This window comes from Komagataeibacter sp. FNDCF1 (genome assembly GCF_021295335.1).
Taxonomy (GTDB): Bacteria; Pseudomonadota; Alphaproteobacteria; order Acetobacterales; family Acetobacteraceae; genus Komagataeibacter.
Window position 1 is genome coordinate 110480 of sequence record NZ_JAIWOT010000002.1, and the last position, 17862, is coordinate 128341.

The window sequence follows — 17862 nt, forward strand, 5'->3', positions numbered from 1 at the left end:
GTTGACAGTAACGTCCATGATTGATTCAAAGCTGCCTTTTGGAGGCGTTGTTGGGCGAGCGAATTGGGCTTTCGGACGAGGAATGGGCCATCATCGGGGCGCTGCTTCCGCCTGAGAGGGGTCGTGGCTGCCGTCCTGCGCAAGACAATCGTCTGTATTTCGAAGGCATGATGTGGATTGCCCGAACCGGATCGCAGTGGCGCCACCTGCCTGATGATTATGGCAAGTGGAACAGCGTGTTCCGACGCTACCGACGATGGGTGACGACAGGCGTGTTCGATGCGATGCTCGAAACCTTGGCTGAAATGGTCGAGCGGGATACCACTGCCGACATGATCGACAGCACGGTGGTCCGGGCACATCATTGTGCTATCGGTATAAAAAAGGGACACAGGAAACCGAGGCGCTTGGCCGATCGCGCGGTGGTTTCACCACCAAACTGCACGCCCGATGCGACGCCAGGGGACGCCCTCTCGGTTTTGTCCTGACGCCGGGACAGACCCACGATATTCAGGGTTTCGGCCCGCTGTTCCGCATGATCGCTGACAAGATCGAGGCGTTACTGGCAGACAAAGGTTACGATGCCGACCTCATTCGCGAGGAACTTGCCAAGGCCGAAATCGAAGCCGTCATCCCGAGCAAAAGCAACCGTCGCAATCCTGTACCTCATGATAAAACCAAATATCGCTGGCGCAATCTCGTCGAGCGCCTGTTCAACAAACTCAAGAACTGGCGACGCGTTGCCACCCGATATGACAAAACCAAGGAATCATATCTTGGCTTCGTCAGTCTCGTGTCAGCACTCCAGTGGATACCCTTTGTCCACGAAACCTAGTCGTGACATCATGAAGCCGGTCGACGAAATCCTCGATTATGCCAATGACGTCTCACAACCTGACAGCTAGTAAAAACAAACAATATTTTGAACAGCGTTAGCTCTGAGCCGTTGGACGAATGACAATACTGCCAACATCTACTTCAGGGGGCTGTTCAAGCGCATAAAGGACACCACGTGCAATGGCATCGGGAGAAATCGCGATTCCTCCCAACCGCTCCTCAATCTTTCTCTTTGTCGCCTGATCAGTGATCGTGTCACCGAAATTAGTGGCTATGATACCTGGTGACACTTCGGTTACGCGAAGGTGTGGTCCCGCTTCCTGTCTTAACACTTCGGTTGCAGTACGGACTGCATTTTTAGTCGCAGCATAGACACCCATTGTGGGCAAGATCTGAATGCCGGCTGTTGAAATGATATTGACCACATGCCCTTTTCCTTGGCGTTCAAATACCGGAAGGGCCGCAGCAATCCCGTAAAGCGTGCCACGAAAATTCACATCAATCATGGCATCCCAATCATCGACACGTAACGCATCGAAACGGGATATCGGACCAATTCCAGCATTGTTGACGATCACGTCGAGCCCTCCCGCCTTCTCGACTGCGAACGCAACAAACTCTTCAACGTCGCGACGATGACGCACATCTGTTTTTTTGAAAGCGGCTTTCCCACCTGCCTCGATAATCTTGTCCACAATGCCTTGAAGCGCGTCTTCATTACGAGCTCCCAGCACAACGAATGCGCCACGCTCCGCAAGCAGTTTCGCGGTCGCTTCGCCAATTCCGCTGCTTGCGCCTGTAATCGCGACAACTTTTCCTTCTACGGTCATTGATAATCTCCTTTAAAAAAGAAATATCTACGAACCAAAAGATTATCTATAAAATAACATCTATGAAACTAGCGCAATCGTCTAAATCTTGGACTTGTAACGGTTTTGTGCCAGCGGCGCTGCGCCGGAGCGGACGGCAGTTCTATGGTGGCGACGGGGAATCAACACCGAGGCCGCGAAAGAGAAGTGCCAGGATCCGCCTTACCTGCGCTTTGCCGTCCGAAGTGGGTGAAATTCGGAGTAGTAACGCCAGTAGCGTCAAAACATCTTCAGGATGAACGCCTGAATGTATTTCCCCCCGTTCTTCGCATGCTTCCAATAACTGGCGGACTGCGCCGACCATGGGCCGATAGGTTTCCCGCAAATCATCTTCGGAGATTGCCGAACTGAGCGTATCGGCAACGCCATGCTTCACCTCGCCAAACCGGACAAAGCGATCGCACCATAGTCGCAAAGCGTGCAGCGGCGCATGTCGGGCGAGCAGGTCTGGGGCCAGACCCACCAGCGCGTCAATTTCCTTCCGGTATACCCCCACCAATAATGCCTCCCGGCTTGGAAAGTGGCGGTAGAGCGTGCCCGCGCCGACCCCGGCCGCCTTTGCTATGGCATTGAGAGACACTGCCGGATCAGCGGCGAACGCATCGCGCGCGATGTCAAGAATGCGCTCGCGGTTTGCTTGCGCGTCTGCGCGCAGTCTTACGTGAGGATCAGCCATCACATCCCTTGACCAAACGGAGAGTTCTCCGTTAATAACTAAGCGGAGAACTTTCCGTTTAAATGCCCTGCAAGGACACCCTATGCAATATGTGAAGCTCGGCCACTCCGGCCTTGAAGTGTCGCCCGTCTGCATCGGTTGCATGGGCTTCGGAAACCCCGCCCTCGGCCATCCCCGCTGGTCGCTTGATGAAGAAGCCAGTCGCTCGCTGATCCGTCACGCGCTCGAAGCTGGCATCAACTTCTTCGACACCGCGAATCTCTACTCGAACGGAAACAGCGAGGAGATCGTCGGCAGGGCGTTCGGGGATTTCGTGAGCCGGGACAGCGTGGTGATCGCCACCAAGCTGTGCGCGCCCATGCACAATGGTCCCAATGCGTTCGGCCTGTCGCGCAAGACGATCATGACCGAGGTGGACCACAGCCTGCGGCGGCTTGGCACCGATTACATCGACCTCTACCAGATTCACCGCCGCGATCAGACCACCCCGTGGGAGGAGACGCTGGAAGCGCTCCACGATCTCGTGAAGGCTGGCAAGGTGCGCTATCTCGGCGCGTCCTCGATGATGGCATGGGAATTTGCCAAAGCGCTGCATCTCCAGAAGACGAACGGCTGGACGCGCTTCATCTCAATGCAGGACAATTATAATCTGCTCGCCCGCGAGGAAGAGCGCGAGATGATACCGCTTTGCGCCGATGAGGGTGTGCAGACCGTCGTTTACAGCCCACTGGCGCGCGGCCGTCTGGCGCGTCCCTGGGGAACGATCACCAAACGAAGCGAAACCGAGCCCGCAGGCGCTGGGCAGAATGAGGCCACCGCTGGCGCCGACCGTCAGATCATCGATGCGGTGAACGCCATCGCAACCGAACGCGGCGTCAGCCCGGCACAGATCTCGCTTGCCTGGCTGCACCGCCAGCCCGTCGTTGCGGCACCCATCGTCGGAGCGCTCAAGTCGAAACACATTGACGATGCAATCGCGGCGCTCTCGATCACCCTCACCGACGATGAAGCAAGGCGACTGGAAGCTCCGTATACGCCGCGTCGCGATGGCCAGGGTGCATCCGACCCGGCCGCGCTTGCGCGAATCCTCGAAGTGGTGACCGGGTTCAAAAAGGACGTGCCTGATCTCATCGAAAGAAAGTAACTCTCGGATTCCGATATCGGGTAAGTCCACTGATGACGCATCGTTGACGGCACTACGCCGCCATGCCCCGGACTACCTCGGCCAACATCCCGACACCCAGCCTGATCTGGTGGACATCCAGCGCTGCATATCCCATGACCAGCCCCACACAGGCCGGGGCGTCTTCCGGCCGTGCGGGATCATAAAGCGGCGATACCGGATAGAGGCCGATCCCCTTCTGGCGGCCGCGCGCCACCAGTCCGGCTTCCACTGTCGCGGCCAGGTCGCGCAGTGGCCCTGCAACTCGACACCGGCGACACGCACGCCTTTCCTGCCTTCGCCGACGAAATCCGGCGCGTGCTGCGCGAATGGGGTGCGGAGCGCTTCAATTATCTGGTCAACATGGCCGGTACGTCCCATAGCGGGCTGTTTGGCGAGGTAACGGAAGAGGATTTTGATGCCGCCTATCGCGTGCACGCCAAAGGTCCGTTTTTCCTGACGCAGACGCTGCTGCCACTGGTCGCGGATGGTGGCCGGATCGTGAACATCTCATCCGGTCTGACGCGCTTTGCTTATCCCGGCCGGATTGCCTACGCCGCCATGAAGGGAGCGGTAGAAGTCATGACGCACTACATGGCCAAGGAACTTGGGGCCCGTCGCATTGCCGTCAACACAGTGGCGCCGGGTGCGATCCAGACGGATTTCTCGGGAGGTATGGTGCGGGACAATCCGGACATTGCCCGGCATATTGCAGAAGTAACCGCACTCGGACGTCCCGGCCTTCCTGATGACATCGGTCCGATGATCGCCTCCCTGCTGTCCGAAGACAATCGCTGGGTGAACGCGCAGCGGATCGAAGTCTCCGGTGGTCAGGCCATCTGAACGGGCCGTTCCACAAATGGCATGCCGTACTGCTACCATCAGGATACCAGCAGACGTTTGCGTGTAATCTTACCAGATACGGTGGTCGGCAGGTGACTGACGAAGTGGACTTCTTTCAGACCAATCCAGCGCCCGAGGACTTCATTGACCCGTGCTCCGATTTCCTCGGCAGAAGGTGCGCATTCCACCTCGGGATCAGGAACCACGTAGGCGACAGGTCGCTGCCCCCGCAGTTCATCCGGGGTTGCAACCACGGCGCAGGCATGAACGGCAGGGTGAGAAGCAATGATCTTTTCGATCTGTACGCCCGAAATCCGCCGGCCTGCGACCTTGATGACGTCGTCAGAACGCCCGAGCATATGAACGGCGCGGTTGGCCTCGATCATGCCTTCGTCGAAGGTACGATAATACCTGCGTGTTTCATCAAGATACGCTGCAGGAGCACGGATCGTCCTGTCCTTCCAGACACCCGCCAGACAGCCAGGGGGCAACGGCAGGGAGAGAACAATCTCGCCGCACCGTTCCCCCGGCATGGACGGCACTATGGCCGGACGGAATCCCGGCGCAGGCCGCCCGATGTCATTCATGAGCGCCACCGGTTCACGCTCGGCCAGGCCGAAGAAATGCGCGGTGATGCTCCACCCGGTTTCGGTCTGCCACCAGTGATTGACCACGGGTTTACGAAAATACGACCGCGCCCAGTCCAGCAAGGTTGGATCCGCATATTCCCCGGCAACGAAGATACGGGCCGGCGCAGGCAGGATTGCTCCTGACAGATGGCGGCTTTCCTGTCGCATGAGTCGCATCTGTGTTGGCGTCGTGAACAGGCATTTCACCTCGTGCTCATGACAGAGAGCGTGAACGGCGGAAGCAGATGCGCCCCCTTCCACGATTACGCTGGTGCAACCGCTGATCAGCGGCGCATAGACGCCATAGGAATGGCCGACGACCCAGCCGAGATCCGATGTGGTGAAGAAGGTATCTCCGGGTTTGCAGCCATAGATCAGTTCCATGGACAGGGCGAGGGCTACGGCATGACCGCCATTGTCGCGCGCAATGCCCTTCGCATGACCCGTCGTGCCAGATGTGTGAAGAATATAGAGAGGATCTTCGGAACGCAGCGTGACCGGCTCTGCTGGAGCGAAGTGTTCCAGCATGTGGAAATCATGATCCCGCACCGGCAGAAGTGAGGCCGGACAGGCTTTGCGCTGCACGATCACGCAGGCCTGTGGTCTATGCGCGGCCTCAGCCAGCGCCTCATTGAGGGCAGGCGCGGACGGGATTGCTGTCTGCCCCTCACATGAGGAGTTTCACGTCAATGGCCACTTTCACTGCGAGATCATTTTTTCTTCTCCGTGTTTTGGATCCATGGTCTGAGCCTGTTTAACGACTACCGGCGCGATGCCGCACCTGTAGAACCTCACATCCGGTCGCCGCTCGCGCGCGGCAGCACCACTATCCCGCATTCGGGGCAAAGGCTCAGGAGAACGGGACCATTCTGAAAGGTCGGCATTGCAAGCCATGGGGCCGATCGGTCCGTTCACCTGGATCCACAGGACTGATCAGGTCCTGGGGATGGGGTTTATGTCTGTGGTGTTTCCATCAGCGGGACGCCGGATGCGCGCCATCGATAACGACACCACTCGTGACATATTTCCAGAGCGCAACAAGAAGCTTGCGGGCCAGGGCAACGATCGCCGTTTTGCGGCTCCGGTTACTTCTTGCGCCCACGTGTTCATGGAACCACTGCGCCAGCGCGGTGTCAGGCTGGTAGCGGAGCCACAGCCAGGCAAGCTGGATCATGGCCGTGCGCAGGCGCGGATTACCGGATTTCGAGACGCCTTGTTCACGGTCGATCGATCCGCTTTTCCACGGCGAAGGCGCCAGACCGGCATAAGCCGCGACCTGCCGCCTGTTGTCGAAATGCCGGAACAGTCCTTCCTGCGTCAGAACGGTGGCAAACTCGGCGCCAATCCCTCTGAGACCCTGCAACAGGACAACTGGCGAACATTGATTGTTGTCATTCACTTTTGCCAATTCGTCCCGTTCGCTCTCAACCATTTTAATCTGTTCCATGAGAAGTTCGATGCGGTCCAGTTCTCGTCCGATCTGCGCCTTGAGATGCTTCGGCAAGGGATGACCATCGCCCGTTCGCAACTCGTCGAGACAGGCACGCCGATCCCGTCGCAGCGGCCGGTAACCTCGAATGCCCTGGCTCAGCAGCAGGCCCTGGACGCGGTTGATATGCCGCGTGCGCTCGCCCACCAGAACCTTACGCTCCCGACTGAGACGTCGGCGGTCTTCCTCTTCCCGTGATGGAGGGCGGACCATTGAGCAGACCCGTGCCTCTCCGCGTTTGAACGCCAGCAGCGTACGGACCAGCATCTCCCCGTCGATACGATCCGTCTTTGCACGCCGGTGCTTGCGGGGAACTGCGATCGACGCCGCATCGACGACATGGCTCTCGATCCAGTCCTCCTGCTTCAAGGCTCTATCGATCCAGAATCCATCCAATCCGGCTTCCTGAATCACCACAAGCGGAAAAAGTCTTCCTTCCCGAGCGCGGGCCTTGTCACGAAGACTAGTGAAACAGCCGAACAGGCCCGCAATATCGCCACCTTGAACCGAGTGGCGCGACATCTTCTCGCTTCCGGGTGAGAGCGATGTGACCAGCCAACTCGATTTTCCAAGTTCCAGTGAAACGAAGATCGCGCCAAGATCAACGCGGATAGCGACCGGGGTCGTGGGATGATCAGATGCCTCGAGCATGGTTCTGCCCTCCAGAGAGTTTCAGCAAGCACACTCTGACACGGCGCGGCTCGCTATCCACTCCTCATGGAATCTGAAAGCTGCAACTGGCGGTGATGATGACTTTGGGGGCCACATCATCAATCCGGCGCGCCAGTTCCGGCCCCGCATAACCGGCAAAAACCACCACATGCACCGCCCCGATCCGCGCACAGGCCAGCATGGCGATGGCTGTTTCGATCATGGTGGGCATTACGATCAGGACACGGTCGCCTTTTTCCACGCCGAGCGAGCGTAGACCACCGGAAAACCCCGCCACCCTGCCCTGCAGTTCCCGGTAGGTGACCACCTGTCGTTCCCTGGTGGCGCAGGAATGCCAGATCAATGCTGCCTGTCCGCCGCGACCATTTTCAACATGCCGGTCCACAGCATTGTAGCAGGTGTTGAGCGTGGCGTCAGGAAACCAGTCATGCCAGCCATCCGCCCGTGTCCTGCATGCGGTCACTGGCGGCTGCTTCCATGTCACGCGCTGTGCCGCAGCCAGCCAGAACTGCTCTGGCCGATTCAGCGCCGCATCATACATCGCCTCGTATGTCGTCCATGGAAGCATGGTATTTTACTCCGTTCAGGCTACGGGCACGTCTTTGCCGATGATCTGGCTGGCCAGCCACGCGGCGTCACGCGAGACACCGGAGAACCGTCCTGATCCCCATGTGTGCAGCCAAGGCAGGCCGAGGAAGTAGAATCCTGGCGCGTCGGTTACGCCTCGATGCCAGACCGGCTTGTTGGCCCCGTTGAAGACCGGAACGTCGATCCAGCGATAGTTCGGACGGAAGCCAATGCACCAGACGATCGAGGTGATGCCTGCGGCTTTCAGGTCCAGCGGGGTGTTGCTGCCATCAGGCTCCCACACAGGTGCATAAGGGGCTTCGGTTGGGGCCGTAATCCCTTCGCGGGCGATGTAGGCATCGATGGATTTCTTGATGTCGGCATTGGTCCTGTCCGCATCATCAAGGTTTTCCGCAAGATCCGGCGCGAAGTGCGCGATTTCGTCACGAATGGTCTCAAGCGTGCCATGCAGGCCCACGCCCTCCCTGGCAAAGAACCGCAGATCAAGATCATGGCCTCCATTTCGGCCGGTGACATAATGATTGGTCTTGTCGCGTGCACCGTCACGCAGGGGGTGATTATCCACCGTCAGATCGTAGAAGTGCATGTCCGCAAGCCAGTCCACCACGTCGCGGCCACGGTAGAAGCGCGAGACACGCGGGGCTGAGCCAACGCAAAGGTGGACCTTGCGTTTCTCAAGGAACAGGTCCTCGACAATCTGCGCACCGGACTGACCGCTGCCCACGACCAGAACCGCGCCGTCCGGAAGTTGGGCGGCATTGCGGTAATCCTGTGAGTGGACCTGAAAGATTGATGGATCGATGGCGCTCGCATAGCCGGGGATAACAGCGTCCTGATAGGCGCCTGACGCGATGACCACATGCTTTGCATGCCATGTCTCTCCGCCCGCCACCACGCGGTACCCCCCGCCTTCATGGCGCGTGATGGAGGTGACAGCCGTGTGTTCACGAAGCGGTGGATTGAAGGACTCAACAAAGCCTTTGACGTAGTCGATAATTTCCTGCTTCACCATGAAGCCGTGAGGATCGCTCCCTTTGTAGGGATGGCCAGGGAGTTCGCATTGCCAGTTCGGTGTGACCAGGCAGAAATTGTCCCAGCGTTCATCGTCCCATGAATGGCAGGCCGTCTTTGCCTCAAAGACAATGTGCTCCACCTTCTCGCGGCAGAGATACCAGCTCATGGAGAGCCCGGCCTGTCCGCCACCCACGATAATGACGGGAATGCTTTTTTCGTTCTGTGTCATGGTCGTTCTTTTCGTCTCAACAACTGAAAGACAGGACGCGCACCTGCGCATCGGGTCGATTAAGGAAGGGCGCACCGGCCTGTCGAATGGCGTGCAGCTGGCCAAGGGCGCGGCTGCACGGGAAGCCGTAGCGGGCGCGAACCCGCTCACTGGCCTCTGTCAGGGCAGTATCCGCCTTTTCAAGAAACTCCCTGACCGGATAATCCTGACCAGGCGTGAAATGGTCCCTTATGACCAGTGATGGGGAGTAGCACTCGGTCTCCTTCCCATCGGGCCAGCGCACGCGAAAAGTCATTTCGGGCATGGTGACAAAACTCCGGAAACAGGGGCATCGGCATGCCATAGGACTGCCAGACGCCGGTACGCAGGGAGGTGCCGACTGGCCACGCGGCTCCAGTCGAAACGGCGGGCCGTTGCGGGGCCGCTGACCCGGAAATGATCGCAGTTTTTGACGCTTAGCGCGTCCCGCAAGGCCATAAGCAGGGTGTCGGGGCGCGTGAGGTCGCACCACAGCGCATCTGCCCGCGAAAGGTGCCCGGTAAAGGGCGCGACTTCTGGCACAATGGCGGGCGTGCCGCAGGCCAGCGCTTCCAGCGGGCACAGGCCGAACCCTTCTGTTATGGACGGATAGGCCAGCACGGCAGCCTGCCGGTAAAAGGGTGGCATGTCGTCATCCGCAACCGGTCCGGTTATGGTCACGTGATCCGCTGCACCGCTTTCGTGCAGACGTGCCGCGAACAGCGTGCGGTAGGCAGAATGATCCAGCAATGAAGCCCCGCCCGCCACGACCAGATGCACATCAGGCTGTTCGCGGCGAAGGGCCAGAAACGCGTCGAGCAGTTGCAGGGTATTCTTGCGGCGCTCAATACCGCCTACGGTCAGGATCAGGCGATGGCCAACCGGCAGACGATACCGTGCCCGCAGCGAGGCATCATACGTGGTTGGTGCGGGCGAAAAGCGCACGGGATCGACCCCATTGCCGACAACGGGCGCTTTGCGCCCATGGTTGTCATGCAGGGCACTTTCCCACATTGCGCTGACGGTAAAGAGTTCGGTCGCCGCCATGAAGCCCCGCTCCTGTCGCGCGGCAAGGACGGGGTGGGAGAAACGGTCGAGATGGTGGACCGTGCGGGCAAAGCCCGGTATCTGCCCCTTTTCCACCAGATCGGCCAGCGCATTGGCGCTGATGGGGTCCTGCGCGTGTAGCACGTCAAAATGCTGCCCATGCAGTGCGTCCCTGATCTCACCAATGCGGCGCTCCACCAGCGTTGGCAGATCGCTCTCCGGCACAACCGGAATACAGTATGTGGCGCAGCGGGGCGCGCGGAAAAAACCAGTCCCGGTCACATCCGGGGCGATCAGCGTCGCGTCATGGCCAGCATCGCACAGGGCTTCCGCCAGCGCCATACCATGCACCACACCGCCGCGCGGATTGGTGGAATGGGTCAGGATGCCGATGGACAGACTCATGGCGCAAACCCCATGAGCGGCGTCCGGGCAAGATCCCAGAAGGTTTCCTTCTCATCCGTCCATGTGATATCCACACGCCGCGTCTCATTGCACTGGCCGATGGCAGAAGCTGCAATGCCCCGCCCATGAAAGCGGGCGATGACCGCATCCGCATCTTCGGGATGCACCGTGAGCAGATAGCCATAGCTGGGGAATGCGGACAGCCAGCGTTCCATAGGCGCAGCATCGGGGCGCGGAATGTCATCAAGCGTGATCGTCATGCCCACGCCTGAACATTCGGCCAGCATGAGGGCGGTACCCAGCAGCCCCGCCATACTGATGTCCTTGGCGGCACGGCTTAGCCCATCTTCGGCTATGCACGGAAGAAGTTCGAGATCCCCCCGCAGACGTGCCGCCCCTTCGGTGCCGCACAGGGCGGAGCTTGCATCCCAGAACGGATGCGGATCGTGCCAGCGGCCACGCAGGTCGATGGCGGCGATCAGAACCTCGCCCGGTCGGGCATCGAAGCTGGTCAGCAGATGACGGGCACGGCCAAGGATCGCCACTGACAGCGAGTTGTGAGTGCTGCGCATGTTGGTATGTCCGCCAACAACAGGCACTTCATAGGTGCGTGCTCCATCATGCAGACCGGTCAGTATGGACGCGGCCGTCTCGGACGTATCGCTCCACAACGCATCCACCACGGCCACCGGACGACCACCCATGGCCGCGATATCGCTGACATTGACCATTACGCCGCAATACCCGGCAAACCACGGCATTGAGCGGACAAAGCTGTCCTGAAATCCCTCGGCGGCCAGCAGAAGATAGCCGTTACCGTCCGGAATTGCAGCGCAGTCATCGCCAAGGCGGATGGCATCAGGATTTGCAGGCTTCAGGATCGCAGCCGCTTCAGCAATATCCTGTTTGCCCGCAAGGGCGCGACCGTGACGCAACGTGCGCAGCAGTGAGGCAAGTTCGTATGCCATCACGCCACCTGCCGCGGTCGGGGTTGCGGACGCAGTAGCCATGTCTGGTCCTGACCGTGCGCCGGATAGCGCGAAAGGTTGGCCTCCATGTCGTGATGCGGCAGGCCATGCAGCGTGATGACGCCGAGACTCTTCCAGTGCAGGCGGCGGAAAAACAGCACATTCTGTTCCTGCACCTGTGCCAGGAACCGCGTCGCTCCAAGCCCATGAGCCGTGCTGACCGCCATACGGATAAGCTCCGCCCCGATCCGTCCGAGCTTGCGATGATCGGCATGGACCGCCAGACGGGAACCACGCCAGACACCGGGTTCGGCTTCATGGATACGTACCGCGCCCACAACCCGATCCGGCATCCCCGCCATGCAGCAGGCCGCGATGATGGGAATGGCAACCGGGTCGGTTGTATCCCGGTCATCGTCCACAAAAACACGCTGTTCGGTGCAGAACACTTCGCGGCGCAGCGCGTGATAACCGGCGCGTTCCCACGGCGTGCGGGCAAGACGCACAACATATTCCGTGGGGATGAACGGCCGATCTTCCATGTCTTCGAGGATCGTGCTCATTGTTCGTATGCCGAGAGCGAAGAACAGGCGCCACACCGGCCACACCCGGCCCGGATATCGGTGGATTTCATGTTTGCCTCGCGCAGCATCTGGCCCAGCGGCGCCAGCACAGCTTTCATGAACTCGGCTGAAGGTGGCGCGTGATTTTCCAGCGGGGTGCCGGAAATGGGCACAAACGGCACCACGAAGGGATAGACCCCGAGCGCAATCAGGCGTTCGGCCAGAGCCAGAATGTCTTCGGCACTGTCGCCAAGACCTGCGAGAATGTAGGTATTGACCTGCCCACGCCCGAAGACCGGCACGGCGCTGGCAAAAGCGTCCATATAGCGATCGACGCTGACCGTGGCCTTACCGGGCATGATCTTCTCGCGCACGGCCTGTGTTGCGGCTTCAAGATGCATGCCCAGACTGTCAGCCCCCGCATCCCGTAAGCGCTGGAACCAGCCGTGATCGCGCGGCGGCTCGCACTGGACCTGAAGTGGCAGGTCTACTGCGGCCCGGATGGCACGGGCTGATTCCGCCAGCACGGCAGCGCCCCGATCAACCACGTTGGGTGTGCCGGTGGTCAGCACCATATCGCGCACGCCGTCCAGTTCCACGGCGGCCTTGGCAACTTCGGCCAGTTGTGCGGGCGTCTTGTAGGCGATCGTCCGGTCGGCCTCCAGCGACTGGCCGATAGCGCAGAACTGGCAGGAGGTGCGCCGGTCGGCATAGCGGATGCAGGTCTGGTGCACCGTGGTCGCCAGCGTGTCACGGCCATGCAGAAGGGCGATCTTCCAGTAAGGAATGCCGTCCGCCGTGCTCAGGCCATAAAAGCGCGGAACCCTCGGAAAATGGATTGTGCCCAGCGTCTGGCCATCACGCAGCAGCGTGCTTGTCCCACTCTGGTCAGGCGGACTGGCCTGAAACGGAGACCGTCGTGCACCAGATGTATAAACCGGGACCATGACGGTCTGACCCGCGATGGTGATCGTCTTGTGGTCGGAAGGGCCGGCCCCACCCTTGCGGGCGATACCCCCGGTCTGCTCACCGATCTGAAGCCCGAAGGATTGCAGGTCAGTGACGAGCTTGCGGCCGGAAAGCGTGCCGAGTGTCGGAACGGTCATGGCGCAACCTCGTCATTGGAGGGACCAACCGGCCCAGTGGCTCCACGCTCACCAACATAATGCACCGTGCGTGCGGGCCGCCGGTCCTGCAGCAGGCTGAGCAATTCCGGGCGTGCATAATGCCCCACGGAATCCATCATCCGCTTGCGTTTGATAATCAGGGCAAAGTCGAGATCGGCAATCACCATCCCCTCGCCTTCCGTCAGCGGCGTGCCCAGCAGCTTGCCTTCAGGTGAGACGATCGCGGTGAAACATCCGCCACGCAGCGGTCCTTCCAGCGCGGGATCGCGCGCTATATCCCTGATCTGATCTTCCGTGAGCCAGCCTGTGGCGTTCACGACAAAGCAACCGGATTCCAGCGCATGATGCCGGATGGTGACTTCCATCTGGTCGGCGAAGATCTGGCCTACCAGCGAGCCGGGGAACTGCGCGCAGTGGATTTCCTCGTGCTGGGTCATCAGCGCGTAGCGGGCGAGCGGGTTGTAATGCTCCCAGCACGCCAGCGCCCCGATGCGCCCGGCCGCACTTTCCACCACTTTCAGCCCCGAACCATCCCCCTGCCCCCAGACCATGCGCTCATGGTAAGTGGGCGTGATCTTGCGGCGCTTGAGCAGGATTTCACCTGTGGCGTCGAAGATGATCTGCGTGTTGTAAAGCGTGCCGAAATCCCGCTCGTTCACGCCCAGCACGACGACCATGCCGGTATCGCGCGCGGCTTCAGCCACCATGTCGGTTACCGGGCCGGGGATGACGACAGCGCGTTCGTAGAGCGCCAGATGCTCGCCGCCGAAGCGGAAAGCGGGCTGGATGAATGAGAAATAGGGATAATAGGGCACGAAGGTTTCGGGAAAGACCGCCAGCGCAACGCCTTTTTCGGCGGCATCGCGGATGGCCTGGCAGACTTTCCGGGCAGTCCCCAGACCATCGTCACCAAGGACGGGGCTGATCTGGATGGCTGCGGCGCGAACGATACGGGGCATGGCTTGCGGTCCTCCCTTCGGCCTTCAGAGAGTCCAGGTGTTCAGGATGAATGCGTTGTCGCGGCGGGCCAGCAGGATGATGTCGAGCACGTCCTGCGGATTGATCGGCGTGATGCCGGGGATCAGGTTCTGCTCGCCGTAGCCGTAGAGAGCCTGGAGCGCGAAGCGGCAGGCATAGACTTTGCCGCCTTCTTCAAGGATTTTCGCGATCTGCTTGTTGCAGTTCATGTGCCCCGGAAAGGCCTCGTCACCCAGGCGGGGAAAGCCGCGCTGCACACCAAGAGTCACACCCGGGCCGTACAGCAGCACCGACGTCTCGAAACCCTTGCGGATCAGGCGGGTGGCTTGCAGCAGGTTGACGAACCCGACGGAGCCTTCATTGGCGACGGTGTGGAAGGTGATGAGGGCTTTTTCGCCGGGCTTGGCTTTGACGTCCTCAAAAACCTTGTTTTCATAATTGACGAAGCAGTCGCCATCTTTATGCGGAGCGTGTTCGACTTTCGGCATGGTATGTCTCCCGTGTGCTGCGGTCTCCGGCGGGAAGCCGGGACTGACCACGTTGCCGAAGCGAACGTGGCACGGGATGGCGGAGAGCCAAAATATTGTATGCCTTCTTACAGACGTACAAACAGATCAAATAAAATCAGACACAGCCCTCACGCCAAGACAGAGGCATACAAAAAATATACAGAAACCATACAATCGTAAGAAGTTACCGTAAGTGCCTGTTTTAACGCGATTTTACAATCACGCATTCGTGAATAAAGTGCCTTTTTGTTTTCCGGAATATCCGCCTTCCATCTCATGAAATCAGAAGATTTCGTCGATTCCGGGTTCTACCATCCGGTCACACAATATCGGCAAAACCGGGGGAGCGTTTGTGCTGCAGGACAGACAGCACTCCATGCAGGGATTCCTCAAGGCTCGCGGCATCCGGTGCGCTGCCCAATGCGATCCGCGCCCGCTGCGGGGGCTCGCCACTGATGGTAAAAACGGTACTGGGCACCAGCGCCAGGCCCCGCCTGCGGGCATAGGCCACAAAATCCGCACTGCCCCACCAGTCCGGCAGTTTCAGCCAGACATGCGGTCCGTCGGGATGCATACAGTGCCCGTCCCCCAGCACCTTGCGGGCAATGGACTGGCGCAGGCGCAGTTCCTTGCGGATGGCATGCAGGATTGTATGGGCCTGCTCCGTCTGCATCCATCGTGCCGTCAACGCACTCAGCAGGCCGGCATTGGTCAGGGCTATGGCCCGGATGGCCGCCGTAACCCGCCGGGTCATATCCGCATTGGGCAGGGCAACATAAGCCATGCGCAGGCCGGGACTGAGCGTCTTGGCGAGGGTGGCCACGTAGCTGACACGGCTATGGTCAAGGGCTGCCAGCGCCGGTAACGGATTGTCCATCAGCAGGCTGTAAGGATCATCTTCCGCAATATGCAGATGATGGCGCTGGGCGACCTTCAGGATGTCCTTGCGTCGTTGCAGGGACATCGTCGCCGTGGTGGGATTGTGGATGGTCGGGATGCAGTAGAGCAGCCGGGGATGATGTTCGGCGCAGACCCGGTCGAGCTGGTCCGGCATCATCCCTTCCATGTCGCTATCTACACCGACCAGAATAAGGTCGAACTGCGCCGCTATGGTCCGGATGCCGGGATAGGCGATACGGTCGGTGACAATGACATCGCCGGGCTGCGTATGCGTGCTGACAATTGCCGCAAGCGCGCTCTGCGCGCCGGGTGAGACAAGAATTTCATCCGTGCGCCGCTGCCCGATGACGGACGCGATCCATTTCGCGCCCAGCTGGCGTTCTTCCTGTGTGCCGCCCGTTACCCGATAGGACATCAGGCTGTTCAGATCCTGCTGCTTCAGGATGGCCGTAATATCGCTCTGGATAATGCGTTGAAGGGGCGGGTCCTGCGGGATGGGCGGCAGGTTCATGGTCAGGTCAACCACGGCGGGACCGGTATGGCGCCAGTGGCTTTCCCCTGCGCCAACACGGACAAAGGTACCCCGGCCGACCGTCGCATCAATCAGGCCACGCCGCCGTGCCTCGGTAAACGCCCGGGTTACGGTCGTCAGATTGGTGCCAAGATGCTCCGCGATTGTTCGCTGTGGTGGCAGCCTGTCCCCTTCCCGCAGATCGCCCTTGCGGATGGAAAGTGCCAGGGCATCAGCCAGCGTCATGTAAATCGCATTCGGACTGCGGCTGATCTCTTCTTTCCAGTGGGCCAGATAAGGGTATGCAGACATGGGATAGAATTTCCATACATTCGATGAAATTCCATTTGACCATGTGCCATACAATCAACGCAATCACGATACTGGTAAGACTGGATATTCGGCGTAGGGGAGCCTACCAGGCTCGAGCGGGAATGTATTCCCGCGGGAAGATGGAGGTGCTATACAAGGTGGCAGGAAGGCCGGACCATGTCGGAATACAGGCACTGCACAATAGTCGCGCTGGCTATCTGCTGCGCACTCCTGTCAGTAGTGGCTTATGCCAGCGATCGCCCTGCCCCAGGGACCACTGCCAATATCGTAGATCCGGGTATCGATGAACGTGTCATGACTATACCTCTCCGGGCGGGCGGGTCTGTCCGGGCCATCTTCAGTTCTCCGGACCGGACACGGGCAACCATCATCATGTGCCCTGGCGGAACAGGTGACATCCGCCTCGGACAGGACGAGCGCATCCGGCATGCCGACAATTTCGTCGTGCGAACGCGCGAGGCATGGAACAGGCAGGACTATGCGGTGCTCATTCCGGACACGGTTGGCCACCTCAATCTTCGGGGGCAGCGTAGTTCCGCGCACTATGTCCATCTTGTCGATGACCTCATCACTCATTGCCGATCTAATTCATCAACGGCTCTGCAGGAGAAAAGGAACGGCAAGCTCTGTCACAGCATCCGCGCTCTGGCGTTGAGGGAAATGACCGGTCCCGGACAGAACATGCCGCCTGAAATACCCCCTGAACAGATGGTCCTTACCTGCTGATGTTTCCGGGTCGTTGCATGGATCATCACCTCCATGGATTACGAGTGAGGGCACATGGATGATCGGGGCGGCAACAACACGTTTCTCAAGGTATTCGAATGTTGGTGAACGCGGTGCCAGTCCCCAGCGCACGCGATAGGAATGTAGTGTGATATCTGCCCAGTCGGGATTTTCGAATGCCAGGGCCGTCGCTGCAAATTCGTCTTCCGGGATTTGCCATCCCGGGTTCCAGATCGACCAGATATACCGCATGAATTTCTGGCGGTCGTTCCGGATGAGTTCGGCACCGCGATCAAGCGCCATGAGCCAGTGATACCAGTAATTCTGCATCTGCTGGTAAGACATGGCCTGTCCAGCATCATTTGTTCCCCATCCTACGGACAGGGCCACACATCCCGCTATCCGTTCTGGCGCCAGAACGGAAGCAATATAAGCAGCTCGTGCGCCCCAGTCATGTCCGACGACGCTGAAACGGGAAAGCCCCAGAACGTCCATCATTTCAAGCATATCATGAGCGAGAGCCACAAGCTGCCCGTTTCGGGGAATGTCTACTTCCCGAAAGCGCGTTGCGCCGCAGCCGCGCAACCAGGGCACATAAGTCCGGAAACCGGCGTCGTGCAGATCCGGCAGGAGCCGGTTCCATGTCAGCGCATCGTCCGGCCACCCATGAAGCAGGATAACAGGAGGACCGTCTTCTGGCCCCGAGATCCGGCAAGCGATGTCGAGCTGGGATGTCGTAATTGTTACGTTCTGCATGAGAGCATCTCCA

16 protein-coding genes and 3 pseudogenes are annotated in these 17862 nt (G+C 59.6%); 3 read left to right on the forward strand and 16 right to left on the reverse strand.

What is annotated here, in order from left to right:
- Nucleotides 1-31 precede the first annotated feature (31 nt).
- Nucleotides 32-832 (forward strand): annotated as a pseudogene (locus LDL32_RS17220) (IS5 family transposase); the annotation flags it as partial.
- Between the two features lie 100 nt (nucleotides 833-932).
- On the opposite strand, the gene LDL32_RS17225 reads toward LDL32_RS17220, so the two are convergent.
- Nucleotides 933-1667, reverse strand: coding sequence for an SDR family oxidoreductase (locus tag LDL32_RS17225; RefSeq protein ID WP_110571303.1), 735 nt, complete (start codon nucleotides 1665-1667; stop codon nucleotides 933-935).
- A gap of 142 nt (nucleotides 1668-1809) precedes the next feature.
- Nucleotides 1810-2382, reverse strand: a complete 573-nt coding sequence (locus LDL32_RS17230; protein ID WP_233069163.1) for a TetR/AcrR family transcriptional regulator — start codon at nucleotides 2380-2382, stop codon at nucleotides 1810-1812.
- An 82-nt stretch (nucleotides 2383-2464) separates the two neighbouring features.
- Between LDL32_RS17230 and LDL32_RS17235 the strand changes: the two genes are divergently transcribed.
- Complete coding sequence (locus tag LDL32_RS17235; RefSeq protein WP_110571302.1) at nucleotides 2465-3526, forward strand: aldo/keto reductase; 1062 nt, start codon at nucleotides 2465-2467, stop codon at nucleotides 3524-3526.
- Between the two features lie 52 nt (nucleotides 3527-3578).
- On the opposite strand, the gene LDL32_RS17240 is transcribed toward LDL32_RS17235, so the two are convergent.
- Nucleotides 3579-3776, reverse strand: a complete 198-nt coding sequence (locus LDL32_RS17240; protein ID WP_170120491.1) for a hypothetical protein — start codon at nucleotides 3774-3776, stop codon at nucleotides 3579-3581.
- On the opposite strand from LDL32_RS17240, the gene LDL32_RS17245 reads away from it, so the two are divergent.
- Nucleotides 3776-4387 carry an SDR family NAD(P)-dependent oxidoreductase gene (locus tag LDL32_RS17245; RefSeq protein WP_211308939.1) on the forward strand — a complete coding sequence of 204 codons (612 nt, stop codon included), beginning with the start codon at nucleotides 3776-3778 and terminating at the stop codon, nucleotides 4385-4387. The genes LDL32_RS17240 and LDL32_RS17245 overlap by 1 nt on opposite strands.
- Before the next feature lie 38 nt (nucleotides 4388-4425).
- Here LDL32_RS17245 and LDL32_RS17250 read toward each other — a convergent pair.
- From LDL32_RS17250 to LDL32_RS17310, 13 genes and pseudogenes are all read right to left on the reverse strand, one after another.
- Nucleotides 4426-5740: pseudogene (locus LDL32_RS17250) on the reverse strand (AMP-binding protein); the annotation flags it as partial.
- A 249-nt stretch (nucleotides 5741-5989) separates the two neighbouring features.
- Nucleotides 5990-7156 carry an IS110 family transposase gene (locus LDL32_RS17255; RefSeq protein ID WP_051672012.1) on the reverse strand — a complete coding sequence of 389 codons (1167 nt, stop codon included), beginning with the start codon at nucleotides 7154-7156 and terminating at the stop codon, nucleotides 5990-5992.
- Nucleotides 7157-7229: 73 nt separating this feature from the next.
- A pseudogene (locus tag LDL32_RS17260) lies at nucleotides 7230-7745 on the reverse strand (AMP-binding protein); the annotation flags it as partial.
- Between the two features lie 15 nt (nucleotides 7746-7760).
- Nucleotides 7761-9008, reverse strand: a complete 1248-nt coding sequence (locus LDL32_RS17265; protein ID WP_233069167.1) for an MSMEG_0569 family flavin-dependent oxidoreductase — start codon at nucleotides 9006-9008, stop codon at nucleotides 7761-7763.
- 16 nt (nucleotides 9009-9024) lie between these two features.
- Nucleotides 9025-9312 (reverse strand): MSMEG_0570 family nitrogen starvation response protein, encoded by a 288-nt coding sequence (locus tag LDL32_RS17270; RefSeq protein WP_233069168.1) that lies wholly within the window; start codon nucleotides 9310-9312, stop codon nucleotides 9025-9027.
- Nucleotides 9300-10478, reverse strand: coding sequence for an MSMEG_0565 family glycosyltransferase (locus LDL32_RS17275; protein WP_233069170.1), 1179 nt, complete (start codon nucleotides 10476-10478; stop codon nucleotides 9300-9302). The genes LDL32_RS17270 and LDL32_RS17275 overlap by 13 nt, the downstream gene beginning before the upstream one ends.
- The gene (locus tag LDL32_RS17280) at nucleotides 10475-11449 is read right to left on the reverse strand and encodes a sll0787 family AIR synthase-like protein (RefSeq protein ID WP_233069206.1); all 975 of its coding nucleotides are present in this window, start codon (nucleotides 11447-11449) and stop codon (nucleotides 10475-10477) included. Before LDL32_RS17280 ends, LDL32_RS17275 begins: the two co-directional genes overlap by 4 nt.
- Entirely contained in the window at nucleotides 11446-12009 is a 564-nt protein-coding gene (locus tag LDL32_RS17285) for an MSMEG_0567/Sll0786 family nitrogen starvation N-acetyltransferase (protein ID WP_233069172.1), read from the reverse strand. Before LDL32_RS17285 ends, LDL32_RS17280 begins: the two co-directional genes overlap by 4 nt.
- Nucleotides 12006-13115: an MSMEG_0568 family radical SAM protein gene (locus LDL32_RS17290; protein WP_233069173.1), complete on the reverse strand. Its 1110-nt coding sequence runs from the start codon at nucleotides 13113-13115 to the stop codon at nucleotides 12006-12008. The genes LDL32_RS17285 and LDL32_RS17290 overlap by 4 nt, the downstream gene beginning before the upstream one ends.
- Nucleotides 13112-14095 (reverse strand): Nit6803 family nitrilase, encoded by a 984-nt coding sequence (locus LDL32_RS17295; protein ID WP_233069174.1) that lies wholly within the window; start codon nucleotides 14093-14095, stop codon nucleotides 13112-13114. Before LDL32_RS17295 ends, LDL32_RS17290 begins: the two co-directional genes overlap by 4 nt.
- A 24-nt stretch (nucleotides 14096-14119) precedes the next feature.
- The gene (locus LDL32_RS17300; RefSeq protein ID WP_086613587.1) at nucleotides 14120-14602 is read right to left on the reverse strand and encodes an MSMEG_0572/Sll0783 family nitrogen starvation response protein; all 483 of its coding nucleotides are present in this window, start codon (nucleotides 14600-14602) and stop codon (nucleotides 14120-14122) included.
- A 340-nt stretch (nucleotides 14603-14942) separates the two neighbouring features.
- Complete coding sequence (locus LDL32_RS17305) at nucleotides 14943-16346, reverse strand: PLP-dependent aminotransferase family protein (RefSeq protein ID WP_233069175.1); 1404 nt, start codon at nucleotides 16344-16346, stop codon at nucleotides 14943-14945.
- 612 nt (nucleotides 16347-16958) lie between these two features.
- Nucleotides 16959-17849, reverse strand: coding sequence for an alpha/beta fold hydrolase (locus tag LDL32_RS17310; protein ID WP_233069176.1), 891 nt, complete (start codon nucleotides 17847-17849; stop codon nucleotides 16959-16961).
- Nucleotides 17850-17862: the final 13 nt, after the last annotated feature.